Origin of the sequence: Paenibacillus rhizophilus, assembly GCF_003854965.1 — a bacterium.
In the GTDB taxonomy this organism is placed as follows: domain Bacteria; phylum Bacillota; class Bacilli; order Paenibacillales; family Paenibacillaceae; genus Paenibacillus_AQ; species Paenibacillus_AQ rhizophilus.
Genome location: NZ_RQPI01000009.1, coordinates 22,572 through 42,087, shown reverse-complemented (window position 1 = coordinate 42,087; position 19,516 = coordinate 22,572). Strand labels below are relative to the sequence as shown.

At 53.9% G+C, this 19,516-nt stretch carries 20 protein-coding genes; 6 read left to right on the top strand and 14 right to left on the bottom strand.

The genetic code is table 11. The features are described 5' to 3' along the window. Positions 1-17: 17 nt before the first annotated feature. From EH198_RS15700 to EH198_RS15690, 3 genes are all read left to right on the top strand, one after another. Entirely contained in the window at positions 18-347 is a 330-nt protein-coding gene (locus EH198_RS15700; RefSeq protein ID WP_124696468.1) for a hypothetical protein, read from the top strand. A 93-nt stretch (positions 348-440) separates the two neighbouring features. Next, positions 441-917, top strand: coding sequence for a DsrE/DsrF/DrsH-like family protein (locus EH198_RS15695; protein ID WP_124696467.1), 477 nt, complete (start codon positions 441-443; stop codon positions 915-917). Between the two features lie 142 nt (positions 918-1,059). Further along, positions 1,060-2,562 carry an aminotransferase class V-fold PLP-dependent enzyme gene (locus EH198_RS15690; protein WP_246014358.1) on the top strand — a complete coding sequence of 501 codons (1,503 nt, stop codon included), beginning with the start codon at positions 1,060-1,062 and terminating at the stop codon, positions 2,560-2,562. A gap of 569 nt (positions 2,563-3,131) precedes the next feature. Here the strand turns inward: EH198_RS15690 and EH198_RS15685 are convergent. Together EH198_RS15685 and EH198_RS15680 are read right to left on the bottom strand one after the other, a co-directional pair. Beyond that, the gene (locus tag EH198_RS15685) at positions 3,132-4,040 is read right to left on the bottom strand and encodes an aldo/keto reductase (protein ID WP_124696465.1); all 909 of its coding nucleotides are present in this window, start codon (positions 4,038-4,040) and stop codon (positions 3,132-3,134) included. Between the two features lie 36 nt (positions 4,041-4,076). Then, a complete protein-coding gene (locus EH198_RS15680) occupies positions 4,077-4,700 on the bottom strand; it encodes a TVP38/TMEM64 family protein (protein ID WP_124696464.1) in 624 nt (207 codons plus the stop codon). A gap of 442 nt (positions 4,701-5,142) precedes the next feature. On the opposite strand from EH198_RS15680, the gene EH198_RS15675 reads away from it, so the two are divergent. Together EH198_RS15675 and EH198_RS15670 are read left to right on the top strand one after the other, a co-directional pair. Beyond that, on the top strand, positions 5,143-6,213 hold the full coding sequence (locus EH198_RS15675; RefSeq protein ID WP_221621532.1) for an ABC transporter substrate-binding protein: 1,071 nt from the start codon (positions 5,143-5,145) through the stop codon (positions 6,211-6,213). Positions 6,214-6,295: 82 nt separating this feature from the next. Beyond that, positions 6,296-7,087, top strand: a complete 792-nt coding sequence (locus EH198_RS15670; protein WP_124696463.1) for an ABC transporter permease — start codon at positions 6,296-6,298, stop codon at positions 7,085-7,087. 100 nt (positions 7,088-7,187) lie between these two features. On the opposite strand, the gene EH198_RS15665 is transcribed toward EH198_RS15670, so the two are convergent. From EH198_RS15665 to EH198_RS15635, 7 genes are all read right to left on the bottom strand, one after another. Beyond that, positions 7,188-7,853, bottom strand: coding sequence for a bifunctional 2-keto-4-hydroxyglutarate aldolase/2-keto-3-deoxy-6-phosphogluconate aldolase (locus EH198_RS15665; RefSeq protein WP_124696462.1), 666 nt, complete (start codon positions 7,851-7,853; stop codon positions 7,188-7,190). Between the two features lie 58 nt (positions 7,854-7,911). Beyond that, entirely contained in the window at positions 7,912-8,877 is a 966-nt protein-coding gene (locus EH198_RS15660) for a phosphoglycerate dehydrogenase (RefSeq protein WP_124696461.1), read from the bottom strand. After that, positions 8,865-10,556, bottom strand: a complete 1,692-nt coding sequence (ilvD, locus tag EH198_RS15655; RefSeq protein WP_124696460.1) for a dihydroxy-acid dehydratase — start codon at positions 10,554-10,556, stop codon at positions 8,865-8,867. The genes EH198_RS15660 and ilvD overlap by 13 nt, the downstream gene beginning before the upstream one ends. A gap of 150 nt (positions 10,557-10,706) precedes the next feature. Continuing rightward, complete coding sequence (locus EH198_RS15650) at positions 10,707-11,984, bottom strand: MFS transporter (RefSeq protein ID WP_124696459.1); 1,278 nt, start codon at positions 11,982-11,984, stop codon at positions 10,707-10,709. A 17-nt stretch (positions 11,985-12,001) separates the two neighbouring features. After that, positions 12,002-12,955 carry a sugar kinase gene (locus EH198_RS15645; protein WP_124696458.1) on the bottom strand — a complete coding sequence of 318 codons (954 nt, stop codon included), beginning with the start codon at positions 12,953-12,955 and terminating at the stop codon, positions 12,002-12,004. A 113-nt stretch (positions 12,956-13,068) separates the two neighbouring features. Next, entirely contained in the window at positions 13,069-13,833 is a 765-nt protein-coding gene (locus tag EH198_RS15640) for a sugar phosphate isomerase (RefSeq protein WP_124696457.1), read from the bottom strand. A 234-nt stretch (positions 13,834-14,067) separates the two neighbouring features. Beyond that, positions 14,068-15,126, bottom strand: a complete 1,059-nt coding sequence (locus EH198_RS15635) for a LacI family DNA-binding transcriptional regulator (protein ID WP_124696456.1) — start codon at positions 15,124-15,126, stop codon at positions 14,068-14,070. Positions 15,127-15,243: 117 nt separating this feature from the next. On the opposite strand from EH198_RS15635, the gene EH198_RS15630 reads away from it, so the two are divergent. Further along, positions 15,244-15,747 carry a GNAT family N-acetyltransferase gene (locus EH198_RS15630; RefSeq protein ID WP_124696455.1) on the top strand — a complete coding sequence of 168 codons (504 nt, stop codon included), beginning with the start codon at positions 15,244-15,246 and terminating at the stop codon, positions 15,745-15,747. On the opposite strand, the gene EH198_RS24720 is transcribed toward EH198_RS15630, so the two are convergent. From EH198_RS24720 to EH198_RS15610, 5 genes are all read right to left on the bottom strand, one after another. Then, on the bottom strand, positions 15,718-15,864 hold the full coding sequence (locus EH198_RS24720; RefSeq protein WP_185702912.1) for a hypothetical protein: 147 nt from the start codon (positions 15,862-15,864) through the stop codon (positions 15,718-15,720). The genes EH198_RS15630 and EH198_RS24720 overlap by 30 nt on opposite strands. Before the next feature lie 20 nt (positions 15,865-15,884). Continuing rightward, positions 15,885-16,745, bottom strand: coding sequence for a transglutaminase family protein (locus EH198_RS15625; protein ID WP_124696454.1), 861 nt, complete (start codon positions 16,743-16,745; stop codon positions 15,885-15,887). A gap of 209 nt (positions 16,746-16,954) precedes the next feature. After that, the gene (locus EH198_RS15620; RefSeq protein WP_124696453.1) at positions 16,955-17,809 is read right to left on the bottom strand and encodes a MetQ/NlpA family ABC transporter substrate-binding protein; all 855 of its coding nucleotides are present in this window, start codon (positions 17,807-17,809) and stop codon (positions 16,955-16,957) included. Between the two features lie 49 nt (positions 17,810-17,858). Continuing rightward, entirely contained in the window at positions 17,859-18,527 is a 669-nt protein-coding gene (locus tag EH198_RS15615; RefSeq protein WP_124696452.1) for a methionine ABC transporter permease, read from the bottom strand. Further along, positions 18,524-19,324, bottom strand: a complete 801-nt coding sequence (locus EH198_RS15610) for a methionine ABC transporter ATP-binding protein (RefSeq protein ID WP_124696451.1) — start codon at positions 19,322-19,324, stop codon at positions 18,524-18,526. The genes EH198_RS15615 and EH198_RS15610 overlap by 4 nt, the downstream gene beginning before the upstream one ends. Positions 19,325-19,516 lie beyond the last annotated feature (192 nt).

Sequence of the window (19,516 nt, the reverse complement as noted above, 5' to 3'; positions counted from 1 at the left end):
GAAAGGAATTTGAAAATATGAACTCTTTTTCCTCATCGGAGATTTTTGGAACCGCTGTCTTTACCTTGATTCTGGCGGCCATCGCCTTTATCGTGATCCGTGGAATGCCCAAGATGAACGGAGCGATTGCGGCACTTCGCAAACGAACGCTGATATGGACCCAGGTCGCTCTGGTGCTGACCGTGCTGCAGCTGAACTTCAAGGCGGGAGACTGGCGGTTTTCGATTATTTTGGGGCTGATCGTGCTGTTCACCGGAAGCATCTGGCTGGCCGCGCGCCACTACGACCTTCGCCTCTCCGCTGCCGAACGGGCGGGCGATTCCGTGCAGGCGGGTCCTAAAGAATAGTGCTGCACATTTCTTGGTGAAATTGTGAAAAATGGATACCCTCGCCCTGCCGGCCCATACTAAGGTCATTCCCATACGGAGGTGGCCAAGGCAGTGAGCAAAAAAATGAATCTGCTGATGTTCAGCGGTGAATATGACAAGGCGATGGCCGGTCTGATTCTGGCTAACAGCGCGCGCGATATCGAGGTGGATGTCACGATGTTCTTCTCATTCTGGGGATTGTTCCTGGTCCGTGATCCCGAAAAAATGACGCTGGAAGACAAAACGATCTATGAAAAGCTTATGGATGTTGTAACCCCGAAAGGGCCGGAGCAGCTTCCGCTGTCGCGCATGAATTTCAGCGGGCTTGGCCGGATGATGCTGGAGGAAATGATCGAGGACCAAGGGGCGCCGAAGCTGATTCATTTTCTAAAGGGTGCGCGCAAAAAGAACATCAAATTCTACGCCTGCAAGCTGTCCGTGGAAATTATGGGCTTCAAGCCCGAGGAACTGCTGCCGGAAGTGGAGATTATCGACGCCGCCTCTTATTTAAAGGATGCGCTGGAAAGCGACCTGCAGCTCTTTATTTAGGAAGCAGGGCGGCCTCCCGGCCGTCTTGGTACATACTTGGTTTCGCCCGGCAAGCCGACGGCTGTCCTTGCTGGGCATTAACCTATTTTGGGCGCGGGCATATACTAAGGCCAAAGACAATACCCGTCTGGAGGGACTGCCCGTGCTTAGATCCACCCTCGCCTCTTCCGCGGAAGCGGCTGATTCTTTGGAGGCGTATTTTGGCCCATTTCGCGAACAAACAATCGGACTGAGACATACGATAACGACCCCATACGGCAAAAAAACGCTGCTGTACGCCGATTGGACCGCCAGCGGCCGCCTGTACGAACCGATCGAGCGCAGAATGCAGGAGCAGTTCGGTCCCCTGATCGGCAATCCGCATACCGAGGCAAACGCCACGGGGATGACAATGACCCGGGCTTATGAAGAAGCCAGGCGCCTCATCAAGCGCCACGTGAACGCCGGCCCGCGCGACATTCTACTGACCTGCGGAAACGGCACGACGGCGGCTGTGAATAAACTTCAGCGCCTGCTCGGACTCCGTCTCCCCGAATGGATGGCGGAACGGTCGGTGGTGCCGCAGGAGGAACGGCCGGTCATCTTCGTCACCCATATGGAGCATCACTCCAACCTTCTTCCGTGGCAGGAAAGCATCGGCGAGCTCGTCGTTATCCCCCCGGGACCGGACGGAAACGTCGATCCGCGCAGGCTCGAAGCTATTCTGAAGCTTTACCGGGACCGCAGGCTGAAGATCGGCTCGTTCACCGCCTGCTCGAATGTGACCGGCATCGAAACGCCGTACAGACAGCTGGCAGCCGTCATGCACCGCCATAGCGGCTTGTGCTTCGTCGATTTCGCAGCCAGCGCCCCTTATACGGACATCGACATGCATCCGCCGTCCCCGCTGGAGAGGCTGGACGCCATTTTCTTCTCGCCGCATAAATTTCTCGGCGGGCCGGGCACAGGCGGCGTTCTGGTATTTGCTGCGGAGCTCTACGGCAACCGGCGTCCCGACGAACCGGGCGGCGGCACGGTTTCCTGGGTAAGCCCGTGGGAGGGCCCGAGCTACTTCCGGGGAATCGAGGCCCGGGAAGACGGCGGAACCCCCGGCTTTCTTCAGACGATCCGGACCGCGTTATGCCTCCGGCTGAAGGAGAGAATGACGACAGAACGCATTTTGCGCCATGAACGCGAGCTGTGCCTCCAGCTGCTGGACGGACTTCAGGCGATCCCGGATATAACGGTGCTCGAGGGCAGCGTCCGCCGCCGCCTCGGCATCGTCTCCTTTACGGTCCGGGATATGCACTACAACCTCGTCGTGAGGCTGCTGAACGACCGCTTCGGCATTCAGGCGCGCGGCGGCTGCTCCTGCGCCGGCCCTTACGGCCACTACCTGCTATCGATCGACAGGGAAGCCTCCGCTCTGATGGGCACAGCCATCCGCGCCGGTGATCAATCCCTTCGGCCGGGCTGGGTCCGCCTGTCGCTGCATCCGGTTATGACCTCCGGCGATGTCGCCTTCATCCTCCTGGCCCTGAAGGCGATCGTAAGCCAACGGGAGGTCTGGCAGGCCGACTACCGCTACAACCCAGCGACGAACTGCTGGTGCCACCGCTCGGAAAGCGAGGATGAACCGGATATGGAGCAGCTGTTCGCCCTGTAGGCCTGGCGGGAAGCCAGGCCCGGACGGATAGTTGCGCCTGACGTAGGCGGACCCGGCCGGATGCAGCTGCACCCGGTTGCCGGAAGCGGAGGCCCGCCCTCGACGCCCGGCGCTGCCGCTGCCCTCAGGCGCCAGGGCTTCTACGGACGACCCGAAGCAAACGAGCCGCAGAGGATGGTGTATTCGCTCCATCTCTGCGGCTCGTCTCCTGCCTCTATTCTTGAAAGGAAGGCTTGCCCGGAATCTCAAGCAAGCCCCTCCATGAACGGGAAATTCTCCCGCTTGTTCTCAAATCACAGCGCACTCTCATTCGCTGAACGGGAAAAACTCCGGCTTATTTGCCGATTCTCCATCCATTCCGGCTAAAACGCGGAATTTAGAGGGAGCTTTTCCCGTTCAAATCTGGCAAAGACCTCTTGCAAGCGGAATAAGGCGGATAATTTCCGCTTTATCCGTTCAGCTCCTGTTCGGTCCTTTTCGCTCCTGTTCGGTCCGTTTCGCTTCGGTCCGGCCCCTGGTCCGATCCGTACAAGCCCGCTCCTTTACTTAAGCTCCGGCGCCGCCCTATGCTACCCCTCCGCCACCATATCGAGATCCGCGGCCTGAGCGTTCGAGACAACCTGCTGCACATTCTTGCAGCCCGGGATAACGCTGGTCACCGCGGGATGCTGCAGGCACCAGCCCAGCGCCCACTGCGCCATGTTCAAGCCTTCCGGCACTTCGTTGGCAGCGATTTCGGCGACGAGCCGCAGCTGCTCTTCACGCTTCTTCGCATCATGATTCGCCCGCACGTCGCCGGCCTGGAACACCGCGTCCGCTTTGTACTTGCCGCTTAAGTAACCGCTCGCCAGCGGAACCCGGGCCAGTACACCAAGGTTGTGCTCCTTGCACAGCGGGAACAGCTGCTCTTCCGGCTTCCGGTCCAGCCGGTTATAGACGACCTGAATCGCCTCGGCGCCAACCTCCGGGGCGGACGTCGTCTGATGCACGCCATCATTTGCGGTACTGATGGAAACGCCCAGGTGGCGGATTTTGCCGGCCCGCTTCTGCGCGTCCAGCATATTCCACAGCTTGTCGTTGTCGAATTCGGCGTTGGTGCCGGAATGGAACTGGTACAAATCAATATACTCCGTCCGAAGCGAACGCAGGGAATCGTCCAGCTGCTTCAGGACATCGTCCGCACTCCACAGCTGTTCCCGCTTGAGATGGCCGCTGAAATGGTGGCCGAACTTGGTTGCGACAATCCAGTCCTCGCGCTTGCGGCGGCTAAGGTAGCTGCCGATAAATTTCTCCGAGAGATGATCTCCGTAGCATTCGGCCGTATCGATCAGATTAATGCCAAGTTCTCCGGCTTTGTCCAGCATCTCGTCCACTTCATCCTGCGAGAAATCCTTGCCCCATTCGCCTCCGAACTGCCAAGTGCCCACTCCGATAACCGATACATTAAGCCCTGTGCTTCCTAGCTTGCGGTATTTCATGCGTCACATTCCTCTTTTCTTAAAAGGTATTTGAGCTTATGAGCCCCCGCCATCCCCGCCGCTGCGTGAAGGTCTTGAGAAATAAGTCTCGATCGACTTGACTCCCCACAACGACAGCAGAACGAACAGCAGCACATAGAGAACTTCCGCTGGATTTCTAATAAACCGTCCGGCATCACTGCCGATATACGATACGGCAAATACCATGACCGCCTTGCCTGCCGCCAGAGCCAGCAGGTAGGAGCGCAGCCGCATTCCGGCAAGCCCGGCGGCCAGATTGATGACGACAAACGGTCCGACCGGGAACAGGCTCAGCAGAAATACATAGCTGAAACCGCTGCGCCGGACCCACTCCATCGCTCTGGCCACCTTCGGCCGCTGCGCCCATTTGCGCAAGAAGCGCTGGGAGGCGATTTTGCGGATGATCAGAAAAGTCACCAGACAGCCGGCAACAAGCCCAATCCAGGAGTACAAAAAGCCTAACCACAGGCCGTATACAGCCGCATTCAGGCCAACGATAAGCAGGGTTGGCAGCGGCGGAACAAAGGATTTTATAAAGGTTAGCGTGATCCCCGGAAAAGGACCGAGAGACCGGTAACGCTCCAGCATGTTCCGCAGATTCTCCTCAGTGAGTAAGGAAATGACATCCGATACATACATAACGGCCTTAAGCGCTCCTCATCTTTCCAATGATTTCAATAGCCCTATTATACATGATTGCCGCAGAGAATACCCTTAAGGAAATCTCCCCATTCAGATATGCAAATTCGATCTCCAGCAATCGACAGAAATCCCTTATGTCTCTCTTTTTTTCTAGATTGTACAAAATATGGTTGACAAGCAAACTTAAATTATATTATAAAAAGGTAACCTATTAATTTACATCTGATAACTAGGTTTAATCAATTTAATAGTTTGCAACCGACTGGTTCTCTGGAGGCTAAGCTTGGTCCCTTTTTTATAAAGGTGACTTGAGTTTGGCCTTTTGTGTCGTTTACGCAGCATAAGAGCCTTTGTTTTTCAAAAGGGTTACAGCGCTCAATATTTTGCAGCTTACGACTGTAAAATAATTGAATAAAAAACATTAATAGGAGTTGATTAAATGTTAGAGAAGAAACCGAAGCAAATTGCCATCAACGGAAAAGGAGGAACCGTATCAAAAATGATACGCCCGAGGTTAAATCCAGTGAGAAGACGTTTAGCTTTTGCATTGCTCATTACCGTGCTGCTCATTTTTTCTGCAGGCTGCGGAAGCGACAACTCCGGCGCAAGCTCCAAAGCGGATAGCGACGGCCTTTTTCCGATTCGGGTGGCGACCCAGACCGGGTTCAATGAAATCACGATCGCCGATGAACTCGGTTATTTCAAGGAAGAGGGCATCAAGATCGAATATACGGGAGTGCTCGGTAAAGGCGTAACGGAATATCAGTTGATCGCCCAGGGGATAAATGACGCATTTATCAGCGGACATCCACCGAATGTAGCCCAGGCCCGTCTGGCCGGCCTCAAGATGTTGGCTGTGGCTCCGGGAATGGTGGACAACAAGGATTTCCCCCACGTAAGATACCTGGTTCAAGACAGCAGTCCGATTCGCTCGCTAAACGACATCGTTGGAAAGAAAGTTGCCATTTCAAACGTAGGGCCCTGCACGGACGGTTACTTGAAATACTATTTGAGCCAGCAGCATTTATCTGAGGATGTGAACTGGACAACTCTGCCGGCACCCGGGCAGCAGGAGCAATCCCTGGAACAAGGGCTGGTTGATGTGACGACTTCGCATCCTCCCTTTGCCGGCATAGCGCTTAAGCAGAAAGGAATCCGCCAGATCGCGACAAGCTGGGACATTTTGCATTCTCCCGGGGCCGGACTTTCCGTTCGCGGGTTCAGCGAAGATTTTATCAAGCAGCACCCCGATGTGGTAAAAGGCTTTACAAAAGCGCTCGCCAAGGTGCGGCCATGGGTAAACTCGCATCAGGAAGAGGCGAAGCAGATCGTCGCCAAGCAGTTGAAGCTGGAGCCGGAAGATCTGAGCGTGTTCTGGTACGATGAAGACAAAGATATTAACCAGGACTATATCAAACAGTGGTTCGATATTTCCGAACAAATCGGCTTGTGGAAGAAGGGCGATATTCAGCCTGCCGACATTTTTACTAATGAGTATGCGCCCCAATAGCATGTAGCATCTAGCATGCAACTTGTAGCCGTACAAGGTTAAGCCGTTTATACCATAACATTACAATGGTGGTGATTTTGCAGTGGTTAAAGTATTAAGATCAATCTGGAACTCGGTATATAAGCTGCTGTCTATTATTCTGTTTTTGGCGCTTTGGGAAATTATCGCGCGGCTGCACTTGGTCAATACCGTATTTTTCCCTCCATTCTCTAAAGTCATCGTTACACTATGGCAGCTTACCGTATCCGGAGAGCTTGTGGAGAACTTGCTTATCAGTCTGCGCAGATCGCTGACCGGGTTTATTCTGGGGCTTGCATTCTCGATTCCGCTTGGGCTTCTCATCGGCTGGTACAGAGGGTTCGAACGATTCATCGACCCGCTGCTCCAAACTTTCCGCAACCTTTCCGTGTTGGCGCTGCTGCCGATATTTATTCTTTTTTTCGGCATTGGTGAGACTTCCAGAGTAGCCGTCATCTTCTGGGCGGTTTTATGGGCAGTACTGCTTAACACTATAGCGGGAGTGAAATCGGCAGACCTTAATTTGATTAAAGCGGCACGATCGATGGGAATTTCCAAATTGTCATTGTTTACGAAGGTGATTTTACCGGGAGCGCTGCCCTCCATTTTTACAGGGATCAGGTTAAGTGCTACCACCTCGGTTTTGGTACTGATCGCCGCCGAAATGCTGGGGGCCAATACAGGGCTTGGCTATGCGCTCTATTTCTTTCAGGCCAATGTCAAACCTCCGGAAACGTTCGCCATCGTTATTGTGTTAGCCCTGCTCGGACTCGCTATCAATTATTCATTGGCGGCGGTGGAAAAAAGAACGTTCAAATACCGTGAGGAGCTTCCTAATATAGGAAAATCACTCTGATATCCGAAGCTTTCTTACTTATATTTCAAAAAAAAGCTGACCCATCGTCAACTCACGTGAACGATGGGTCAGCCTTATTTCATTGTCTGTCGCTTTAAATTCAGTTAATCGCCGCTTTGAACGCCTCGATGTACTGAGCCGATTTCTTGGCAACAAGACTGTAATCCTTCTCGCGCAGGGCATCTGTAGTCAAGTCGGAACCAATACCGACGGCAAAAGCTCCGGCTTTGATCCAATCCTTCAGGTTGTCCAAATTAACGCCGCCGGTCGGCATCATATTCGCCTGCGGCAGCGGGCCCTTGAACGCCTTGATCATAGCTGGCGAGTACAGATTCCCCGGGAACAGCTTCACAACGTCGACGCCCAGGTCGAGTGCTTCCTGGATTTCCATCGCCGTCATGACGCCCGGCATGATCGGAACGCGGTATCTGTTACAAAGCTTGACCGTTTCCGGATTCAGCGAAGGTCCAACCACAAATTCCGATCCGCTCAGGATGGCGGCGCGGGCAGTCTCAGGATCAAGCACGGTTCCTGCGCCGATCACCGCATATTTATCGGAGTCGGCAGGCGCGCTCGAAGAGTATTCGGCGGCCAGCTTCTCGATGGCTCTCAGAGCAAACGGCACGGTCAGTGTAACTTCGATAATCTTGATGCCGCCGGCGATCGATTGCTTCGCCATTTCCACTACTTCTTCAGGGGAGTCTCCGCGGAGAACCGCGACGACGCCTCCCTCATGTATCTGATTGACAATACGCAATTTTTTCATTTCCAGTTCCCCTTTGTTTAAAAATAACGTGATCTTTCCGTTTGCCGGCAGTTTTCGTTTACTTGTTAACCGGGACCTTGACCGGGAATTTAGGCGCTTCTCCGTTCACCGCGCGGATCGCTTCTTCCGCAGCCATTTTTGCCATCCGGTAACCGGCCTCTACCGTGTTGGAACCGACATGCGGCGAAGTCACCACATTGGGCAGACCGACGATGTCCAGCGTTGCAGGCGGCTCTTGAACAAAGGTGTCCAGTCCAGCGCCCGCGATTTGTCCCGAAGACAGAGCTTCGTACAAATCCTGCTCAACGACCAGATCTCCGCGGGCCGTATTGATCAGAATCGCGGACTTCTTCATTTGAGCCAGAGATTCCTTGTTGATCATGCCGACCGTTTCCGGAAGCGCCGGAGCGTGCAGGGTAATGTAATCGGACTGCGCATACAGCTCTTGAAGCGTAACGTATTGCACGCCATACTTGTCGATCATATCCTGACGGACAAAGGCATCATATGCAATGACCTTCATATCAAATGCAACTGCGCGCTTCACAACTTCGGCTCCGATGGCTCCGAGACCAACGACGCCCAGCACTTTGTCTCCAAGCTCTGTGCCGGTAATGCGGTTCCAGCCCCCGTCTCTTACTCCCGCATTCATCTGCGGGATGTGACGGGAGACGCTCAGCATTAAAGTGAGCGCCAGCTCGGCTACCGAACGGGTAGGAGCGCCCGGCGTAATGGTCACCGGAATGCCCAGACGGTTCGCGGCTTCCACATCAATATTATCATAGCCGACGCCGTATTTCGCAACGACTTTCAAGGTCGGAGCGCCGGCTTCCAGCACCTTTGCTGTAACCTCGTCGATCCCGGTAATCAGCGCGTCAGCGCCCTTGATTACTTCGATAAGTTCCGCTTCCTTCAGCGGACGGCCTTCCGTATTCCAGATGACCTCGAATCCGGCCTGAAGCAGCATTTCCTTCGCTTCCTCCGAACGGGAGAAAGAACGCGGCAGTGCAACTACTTTTGGCATGCTGTTACCTCCTCTTTCACGGCCTGCGCTTCATTAATGCCCTCAGACACTACGCGCACGCCGCCCTTGGATGCCGAGGAAGCATGCTGAGCGTACAGACGAAGCAGCTTGCTGGCTTCGACTTTGAACTCTTCCAGATGCTTCGCGCGCTTCGCCAGCTCTTCTTCCGAGACATGCAGCTGCAGCTTACGGGTTGCGATGTCGATCTCGATCATATCGCCGTCCTGTACAAGCGCAATCGTTCCGCCTTCCGCGGCCTCGGGGCTTGCGTAACCAATCGACAGACCCGACGTTGCGCCCGAGAAACGGCCGTCCGTTACAAGCGCAGCGCGCTTGAACTTGCCGAGGATCTCCGTACAACGATGCAGTTCGCGCATGCCCGGTCCGCCTTTCGGTCCTTCATAACGGATCACGACCGCGTCGCCTTCCTGAATCAGGCCCGCTTCATAAGCTTCCGAGAAGGCTTCCTCGGAGTTGAACACCTTTGCCGGTCCTGTGAAGCTTCTCAGCTCAGGAGCTACCGCCGACTGCTTGATCAGCGCGCCGTCCGCTGCCAGGTTGCCTACCAGTACGGCCACGCCGCCTTCCTTGTCCAGCGGCTCTGCCAACGTACGGATGACGTCGCGGTCCAGAACCTCTGCGTCCGCAATGTTGTTCTCCACAGTGTCGCCCGTAACAGTCAACGCTCCGGTATGCAGCAGTCCGCCGAGTTCCTTCATTAAAGCCTTCATGCCGCCTGCACGCTGCAGATCGTTCGTGGTATATTCTTGGTTATTCGGTGTTACACCCGCCAGGAACGGAACGCGGCGGCTGATGTCGTCGAACAGGGTCATCGGCAGGTCGATGCCGAGTTCATGCGCGATTGCCGGCAGATGCAGGCACGCGTTCAGCGAGCCGCCCATAGCCAGCAGCACGGAAATGGCGTTCTCGAACGCTTCGCGGGTCATGATCTGGCTTGGTGTAATGCCTTTTTTCACCAATTCGACCGCTTGACGGCCGGCGGCTTCCGCAGCATCCAGCTGCTCGTCGGACAGAGCTTGCATCCAGGACGAATTCGGCAGAGCCATGCCGAGCGCTTCGGACAAACCTTGCATCGTGTTGGCTGTTCCGAGGAACGGGCACGCGCCAGGACCCGGGTAGTATTGGTTAGTCACTTCAACCAGGCCTTTTTCATCCAGCTTGCCGTCGAGGAATGCCCGTCTTGCCGCTTTGGATTCCTTCGGCTTGATGTGGTTTGGCATAACTCCGCCCAGCACAACCAGACCCGGCAGATTCAAGCGCGCGGCTGCCATCAGCATACCCGGAACGATTTTGTCACAGGAGCTCAGGACGACCATACCGTCAAAAATACCATGCGCCTTAACCATCGTTTCCACACTGTCGGCTACGATTTCGCGGCTCGGCAGCGAGTATTTCATGCCTTCATGTCCCTGTGCGATGCCGTCGCATACTGCGATGGTGTTGAACTCCAGCGCCAGACCGCCGGCGGCCTCGATGCCTTCTTTCACACGGTCGGCCAGTTGGCGCAAATGCACATGTCCCGGCACGATTTCGTTCCAGGAGTTGGCGATGGCGATGACGGGCTTATCCATTTTGGAGTAGTCTACTCCGCAGGAGCACAGGTGAGCCTTCAGAATCGCTCTTGTAAAGGGCGAAATAGTAGAAATTCGGTTACTCATCATAATTCCCTCCAAGTTTTACTGCTTGATTTTGTCTACTTGATTTTTTCTGAACGAATATGTCAATTGCACATTATTATAATACATAAAGGGAAGAGACGGCGCTGTGCCAAATTTGGCACTCTGCGCCGTGTCTTCCAAATCGGAATTTTACGCGGCCAATTTTTCGCCGTCAGGAGCGTTTCCCTTTGGCGTCTTTACTACAAGGGTCATTACAACGGATACGACAAGCGCCAGCGCCATGAATATAAAGGAAGCGTCAGGCGAACCGGTCGAGCCGTTCAGGTAACCTACAATGTAAGAACCTACGAAAGAACCAAGTGCTCCAAAGCTGTTGATCAGCGCCATCGCGCCGCCCGAAACGTTCTTTGGCAGAATCTCCGGAATGATAGCGAAGAAAGGTCCATAAGGCGCATACATCGCTCCGCCGGCGATAACCAGCAGCGAGTAGGACAGCCAGAAGTTCGAAGCCCCGACCAAATAGGAACCATAGAAGGCGATCGCGCCAATCAGCAGACAAACCCAAACGGCACCTTTACGGTTCATAGTGCGGTCAGCGTAGTAAGATACACCAAGCATACCGATGATGGCTGCCAGGTACGGACCCGCGGACAACCAGCCTGCATTGACAATTCCCATACCTGAAGACTCTTTAAGAATGGACGGAAGCCACATAACAAAACCGTAAACACCGATACTCCAGAAGAAATATTGGATGGACAGCATAATAACCTTAGGGTTCTTGAACGCTTCACGGTAATTCTTGACTTCTTTCATACCCTTTTGTTCTTCAAGAAGCGCCTGTTCAAGATCTTTCTTATCATTGTCGGACAACCACTTGGCTTCGCTAGGTTTGTCCTTAACCAGCTTCCACCAGAAGAATGCCCAAATTACGGAAGGCAAGCCTTCAACGATGAACATGTGACGCCAGCCGAGGCCATGTACCAGATACCCGGAGACAATGGACATCCATAGAACCGTAACGGGATTTCCGAGAATCAGGAACGTATTCGCGCGGGAACGTTCGCTTTTGGTGAACCAGTTGCTAAGGAAAACCAGCATCGCCGGCATTACAGCGCTTTCTACGACCCCAAGTGTGAACCGGATGGCATAGAGCACTCGGATGTCATTTACGAGACCGGTTGCAGCGGCGCATGATCCCCACAAGATTAGACAGACGAATACGAGTTTCTTGGCACTTCTCTTCGCGGCATAAGTAGCGCCGGGAATTTGACAGAAGAAGTAGCCCAGGAAGAACAGAGCGCCCAGCAGTGAGGAAGCGGCTGGCGTAATATTCAAATCCTTAGCCATACCGGATGCTGAACCGAAACTATAGTTTGCGCGGTCCAGGTAGGCCAAGCTATACGTAATAAAAATAACAGGAATCAATTTTAACCATCGGCTTGGAGCCAGCTTTTTATTTTCCATGTCGATTTTCTCTCTCCTTATTTAATAATAACGGATGCATCCATAAAAGCTGACAGCTGTCCGCGGGTAGGAAGTCCTTCCGAATCGCCTTCCGCTGTTACGGCAAGAGCTCCGATCGCGTTTCCGCGCCGTACCGCTTCGCTCACCGGCAGGCCGTCAAGCAGACCGCTGATTAAACCTACTGCAAATCCGTCTCCGGCACCGACCGTATCGACAGCTTGCACTTTGAAACCTTCGACAATGCCTTCATCGGTCGGGGTGCGGTAATACGCGCCTTCCGGTCCAAGCTTCACAGCCACGAGCTGTACTCCGCGGTCCAGATAGTAGGCTGCAATATCTCTGTGATTGGAATAACCGGTGAGCAGCTTGCCTTCTCCCATACCCGGAAGAACCCAGTCCGCCTGAACAGCGAGCGCATTGACGGTTTCGATCATTTCGGTCTCGCTGCTCCACAGCTTCGGACGCAGGTTAACGTCGAACGAAATGCTGCGGCCGGCTGCTCTCATCGCTTTGATCGCTTCAAAGGAGAGCTCGCGTGCGCATGCCGAGATGGCCGACGGAATTCCCGTCAAATGGAGATGCTTAGCAGTGGTAAAGTAGTTCATGTCGACATCTCCCGGGCAGATCGTGCTTGCGGCAGAGCCTTTGCGGAAATACTGAACCTGCGGATCTCCATCCAGGACCTTGGATTTCATTTGAAATCCCGTCGGATAACGATCATCTGCAAATACCGCATCCACATCGACATTCTCTTTGCGAAGAGCATCTACAATAAATTTTCCAAACGCGTCGTTTCCGACCTTGCTGATCCACCGCATGCCAAAGCCGAGCCGAGCCAGACCGATAGATACATTTGTTTCCGCTCCAGCCAGAGCTTTTGTGAATTTTTCGATTTGATGCAGTTCGCCCGGACGATCAGCGATGAACATAGCCATGGCTTCCCCGAATGTTACAACATCACATGCTTTCATAACCATTCCTCCTAAAAGTTTTGACAGCATCTGCTTTCAGTCTCACTTCGCAAAACTTGCTTCGAAAGCGTAGGCTAAAAGTTTTGACATCATCTGCTTCGAAAGCGTAAAGCTTAGGCTTCCGATATCATTGATACATACTTCCGCAGAACCCCTTCAACATCTTCACCTTCAACCGGGAACTCAATCGTACGCGGAACATCGCGCGGGAGCAGGTCCAGAATGCTACGCCATAGGCTATCTTTTTCTTCCGGAAGTCCCAGAGTTACCAGTTTCCCATCGATTTTCTCTACATGTTTTAAATGAATATAGCCGACATATTTGTTTAGTTCCGCCGCCGCTTTCATGGCTTCTTCTTCGGTAAAGTTCCAGTTGCCGATATCAAAGGTCATCTGGATAAACAGCCCCGCTTCTTGGCAATCCTCGAAAAATTTCCGGAGCTTTGCTACATTACCGCCATGAAGTGTTTGGTCATTTTCAACCGTCAATTCCAAAGCGTCCGAATCCGATACATGGCTCTTCAAGTACTTCTTGAGCCCTTCCAGATCCGACACTCCGGACTTGTAATGCCCAAGCGAAGTCTTGAGCCATACCGCTCCGATTGCCAGCGCCTCCGGTATAACAACATCCAGCTTCTCCACATTCAGCGAACCATCCGCGTTCCACAGCTCAATGGGTGCCGAATAAACGCTTACAAGCCGGCCCTTCCTGATCAAATCTCTCAGATCGTCCAGGCGGGGAGTTTCCTCCCGAAACAGCTCTCTGCGAATTTCAATACCGGCACATCCTGCGGCTATGGCTACCGGGACACATAGTTCCTGTCCCCCGTCTGCGGCCAGCGGGCCGAGGGAAGCCGTCGTTGTAAATACCTGAGTCATCCCAATTTCTCCTTTAGTTTAAAAATAATTCGCCGACATCAGTAGAACGTCCGATGGTATCGATTAACGGTATCGGTTCCATGATGCTTCTAAAGATGAGCCGCTTATAGTTAACAGCGACTCTTAAGTGACAGATTTCACAACCTGTGCTAATCGATTAGGATGGAATCGGTTATCGGTATCGGTTCCACTGGCATAAAGATACATGAGGGCAGGCTCCTACGTCAATACCGTTCACAGGATCTTAGCATTTCTTGATGGAGTTGAGCCTCTTGTGATCAAATTCGCAGACAAGGCAAAATGCTGCTCCGGTCCGTTATCGCCGGCAATCCGCTCCAGAATCTGCTCCATCGCCTTATAGCCGATCTCATAGGTCGGCTGCGCAATGGTTGTGAGTCCGGAACCGACAACGGGCGCCCACTCCGAATCGTCAACACCGGCAAAGCCGACATCTTCGGGGATGCGGAGCCCCCGCTTCTGCAGAGCGTTGATCAATTTCAGCTGGGTCACTACGTTGACTGCAAAAATCATGCGGTATTGACCCTGCGTCTCGGCAATAAACCGGTCCAGTTGTTCATCGAACTGCCCCTGGATCCGGGGCTCATATTCGTAAATATCGTCGACGCTGGGATGTCCGGCCGTAGCCAGAATCTGGACAAAGGTCTGGGCCCGCTCAATCCGGGAGCTGACATGCTGAATTGGCTGCGAGAAGAAGCCGATCCGCTCGAACCCCTGGTCAAGAAAATACCCCGTCGCTTCGGTCATGGCCTTTTCATTATCGGTCCCGACCGTATCGACTTTAAGTCCCGGGATTCTGCGGTCGATCATTACGATCGGAATTTGGTCCTCCGAGAGTTCCCGCAGATTCTCCAGGTTCTGTCCGGTCGGGTGGATGATCAGCCCGTCAACGCGCTGGTCATGCATCATCGCGATATAATTCTTTTCCTTCTCGGGATCGTTATCCGTATTGCACACAATCATGCTGTACCCCTGTTTCGTGCACACGTCCTCGGCCCCCTTAAGAACGGAGGTGGAGAAGGGGTTGGAGATGTCGGCGAAGATCATGCCGATGGAATAGCTGCGGTCCTGGCGCAGGCCCCGGGCCAACCGGCTCGGGCGGTAGCGAAGTTCTTTAACGCTTTGTTTAATTCTTATCAGTGTGGCTTCGGAAATCGATTTATAGTCTCCGCTCAAATAGCGGGAAATGGTCGTTTTTGAAACGCCCGCGGCCTTGGCTACATCGGCAATTGTCGCCTTCTGCGGCGGCCTGGGGGGCTGATTGATGGAATCCATGGCTTGTCCTCATTCTTATTCAAATTATGGAGATTCTTTATTATATCACACGAAGATTTACAGTTAATAGTTTTGCCCCTTTTATGCTATATTGTTACCAAAAAAGGAGGGGAACACATGCAGATTCAATCGAATTTAATCTCGCTGCGGAAGACCGGAGAGAAGGATCTGGAATTTGTGCTTGCCGCTGAAAGGAGAGAAGACAATCGGCCGTTTATCGGCCAGTGGACGACGGATCAGCACCGCGCCGCGCTTCATGATGCCGGCATGCTGCATCTAATTATCGAGACGGAGACAGGGGAACGTGCGGGATATGTAATTATAACGGGCCTTCAAAACCCTAATCTTTCCGTCTGCATCCAGCGCATTGTCATCGAGCGCAAGGGCCGCGGATTCGGCAAAGAAATGCTGCGGCTGCTCACCGACTGGCTCTTTCGCAGCACCCCCGTCCATCGGCTGTGGCTGGATGTGCGGGAGCATAACGCCAGGGCGAGGCATGTCTATGAAACCGCCGGCTTTGTGTATGAAGGCACTTTGCGGGACTGCGTCAAGACGGAAAACGGATTCGAGTCGGAACATATCCTGTCGATCTTACGAACGGAATACGAGGCAGAGGGTTAGCCCCGATTTTCCAAGCCCGGGGTGCCAATCGACTGCCGTTTTCTCTCCCGCCGGGGAGATGGGACGGCGTCCGACAGGGACAGCGGCTGCCTGCTCCGGCGGCACCGCAAGCTGCATTCGCCCGCGCTGCTCCGGATTCAGTCCCCCGGCTGCTCCAGAAGTGTCACGGACACGCTGACCTCAAGCGTGCTGCTGCCTCCGCGGTATACGCCCTGCAGAGGGCTGACGTCGGCGTAATCGCGGCCCGTTCCGACCCGGATGTGATTGTCCAGCGCCTCCACATTGTTGGTCGGGTCAAGGCCGACCCAGCCGATGCCCGGCACCATCACTTCGACCCAGGCGTGGGTCGCCGCATCGCCCTTAAGCGCGGAATCTTCGCCGACGTATAAATACCCGCTTACATAACGGGCCGGAATGCGGCCTGCGCGCAGGATGCCGATCATGACATGAGCCAGATCCTGGCATACCCCTTTTTTGAGCCCGAAGGCCTGGCGGGCCTGGGTGCTGACGCTTGTCGCATCTCCGCAATAGGTAAATGTGCTGTATACATAATTCATGACCTTTAAAGCATACTGCACGGGATTGTCCATTTTGCCCAGTTCGCGCTCCGCTTCCGACAAGTGCTCCGGAGACAGCAGGGTATAATCGGTTTCGTTCAGATAAGACAAATAATGCTGGCGGAACAGCTTGGAATTAAAAATATCCTGCATCCGCTGCGAATACCGGATTTCATGGATATAGGAATCGCGCTGAATGCTGACGACCGATGTCGTCTTGACTTCCAGCAGGGTATGCTTCTCGGGAATAAAAAAAGTCTCCACCTGGTTGCCCCATAAATCGATGTATTCCTTGGTAAGTGAAGCCGGGGTAATGTCCGCACGGTACATCAGCAGACGCTGGACCTCGTCGGTCAAGGGCTTAAGCCGGATCGTGTTCAGGCTTTGATCGACCTCGTTTTCGTATTTGAACGTATTGGTATGCACAATTTCGTATTTCATCGGGCCGGCTCCTTTGGGACATTCTGATGTACATTACCCACAGAGGCGCGGCTTGCAAACGCTCATAAAGGCTGTATGCCAACATTTTCTCCCTAACCCGGAGGAAATAGTCCCGGCCGAATCCGGCTTTACGATTCAAAAAGTCCTGCCGCACTAGGCGGCAAGACTTTTGTTCGAAAACTCGGTTTAGTTGATGGCATCAACAAAGTCTAGAAGGCCGGAACGACAGCAACGCCGTATTTATCCTCGATAAACTTTTTGACCTCCGGACTGGTCAGCGCTTCATCCAGCTTCTTGATTTCCTCGCGGTTCTCGTCCCCTTTTCGGACCACCACTATGTTGGCGTAAGGGGAGTTCGCGTCTTCGCGGAACAGCGCCGTCTTGGGATCGATTTTGGCCTCGAGGACGAGGTTGGTATTGATGATCGCTCCGTCCAGATCGGGCAGCGAACGCGGCAGCGTAGCGGCATCGGCCTCAACAAACTCCAGGTTATGCGGGTTATCAACGATATCTTTAGGAGTCGCCTCGTAGGTTGTCAGACCGTCCTTCAGCTTGATCAACCCCTGCTGCTGAAGCAGCACAAGCGCCCGGTACTCGTTGGAAGGATTGTTCGGAATGCCGATTTTCGCGCCGTGCGGGATTTCATCCTTGCTCTTCAGCTTCTCGGAGTAGAAGCCGATCGGTTCCACATGGACTTTGGCCGTAACCGTGAAGTCATAGCCCTTCTCCACTTTGATCGAATCCAGATAAGGCACGTGTTGGAAGTAATTGGCGTCGATCTGCTTCTCCTGCAGCGCAGGGTTAAGCTGTCCGTCATCATCCAGCGTAACAACCTCCAGATTGACGCCTTCTTCCTTCAGCTTCGGTTTGATGAATTCCAAAATCTCGGCATGCGGCACAGCCGACGCCCCTACCTTGATTGTCACTTCCTTGGGCGCTTCGCTTGCAGCCGAGCTGGCCTGTGGAGCCGCCGCTTCCCCGTTTCCGTTCTGCGATCCGCAGCCGGCCAAGATTCCTGTCGCCATAATGACCGCCGCAATCCATAAGCTTCCTTTTCTCGCCATCCCAATCCCTGCTTTCTCTGAAATATGTATGTAAAAAAAGTAATACGCTCTAACCGTTCTTACAGCGTCTCCGGTCAATGGAACGGGCGATATAGTCACCGGACCATTGGAGAAGCTGCACAATCAGAATGATGAGAAGGACCGTCCCGAGCAAAATATCGGTTCGGAACCGTTGATAGCCGAAGCGGATCGCCAGGCTCCCCAGTCCTCCCGCGCCGATGGCTCCCGCTACCGCCGTGAATTCGGTGATGGAAATAACAGCGATCGTCATCCCCCGAATAAGCGCGGGAAGCGCCTCGGGAATGACTACCTGAAAGATAATGGTGAACGGCCCCGCGCCGACCGATTTGGCCGCTTCGATCTTGCCGTCCTCCACTTCGCGCAGGGCATTTTCGATGATTCGTCCCAGAAACGGGGCCGCGCCGATGGATAAAGAGACGATCGCCGCCGTCGGGCCGAGCGTTGTACCCACAATCAGCCGGGATAAAGGCAGCAGAAGCACAATCAGGATGATAAACGGTATCGAGCGCACGCCGTTAATTGCGGTGCCGATTATCCGGTTGACTCCGGGAGCGGCGAGGATTCCTCCCTTCTCCGTAACCACCAGCGTGATCCCGAGCAGCGTGCCCAGAAACAGCGCGAAGACCGACGACCACGCCACCATATACAGCGTCTCCCGCAATCCTTCCCACAGCAACCCGGCCAGATCATCTCTCATCGCAGCACAACCTCCTTTTCCGCCCGTTCCGGAATGTTTCCATGCTGTCCGCTCTTGTAGAAGTCGAAAATCCCGGCGAACCGCTTGGCCGTATCGCTTTGCGGGTCATGGAACAGCTGCCGGACAGGAGCGCTCTCGACGATGCGTCCCGCCTCAATCACGGCAGCACCGCTGCAAATGTGGCGAAGAACATCCATCTCATGCGTAATCAGCACAATGGTAAGGCCCAGGTTGCGGTTAATATCCCCGAGCAGCTCCAGAATGGAATAGGTTGTCTGCGGATCGAGCGCCGAGGTCGCTTCGTCCGACAGCAGCACGTCCGGCTCCCCGGCCAGCGCCCTTGCTATGCCAACCCGCTGCTTCTGTCCCCCGCTCAGCTGGGAGGGGTAGCTGCCGGCCTTGTTGTCAAGCTTGACCAGATCCAGAATCTCCCCGACGCGCCGCTTCACCTCCGGCTTCGTATAGCCCGCCACCTTCAGCGGAAAAGCGACATTTTCAAAGACCGTTTTGGAATCAAACAAATTAAACTGCTGAAAAATCATTCCGATCTTGCGGCGGGCCAGCCGCAGTTCACGCTCTCTCAGCTCGGTGATGACCGTCTCGCCGATCACAATGCTGCCCGAATCCGGCTCCTCGAGCCGGTTCAGACAGCGGATCAGCGTGGATTTCCCGGCGCCGCTGAAGCCGATAATGCCGAATATTTCTCCTTTTTCGATATGCAGATTAATATCCGTAAGCGCCGGAACCGTTCCGCTGCGAGTGAAGTAACTCTTGTTCAGATTAGTCACGGTGATCATGCCCGAACCGACCTTCTTTCCAGAAAATAAAAAAAATCAAGCCTCTTCGCCTGGGCGGCGTCACTCGGCTTGATTTCCAGACAACTGGTCAATCAAAAATTCCTATTAATTCAATGTGTTTAATCGATAATCAATAATATAGAATATTCGTTAATGGATGTCAATCGCCATTTTCAGCTTCCTTTTCAGAAA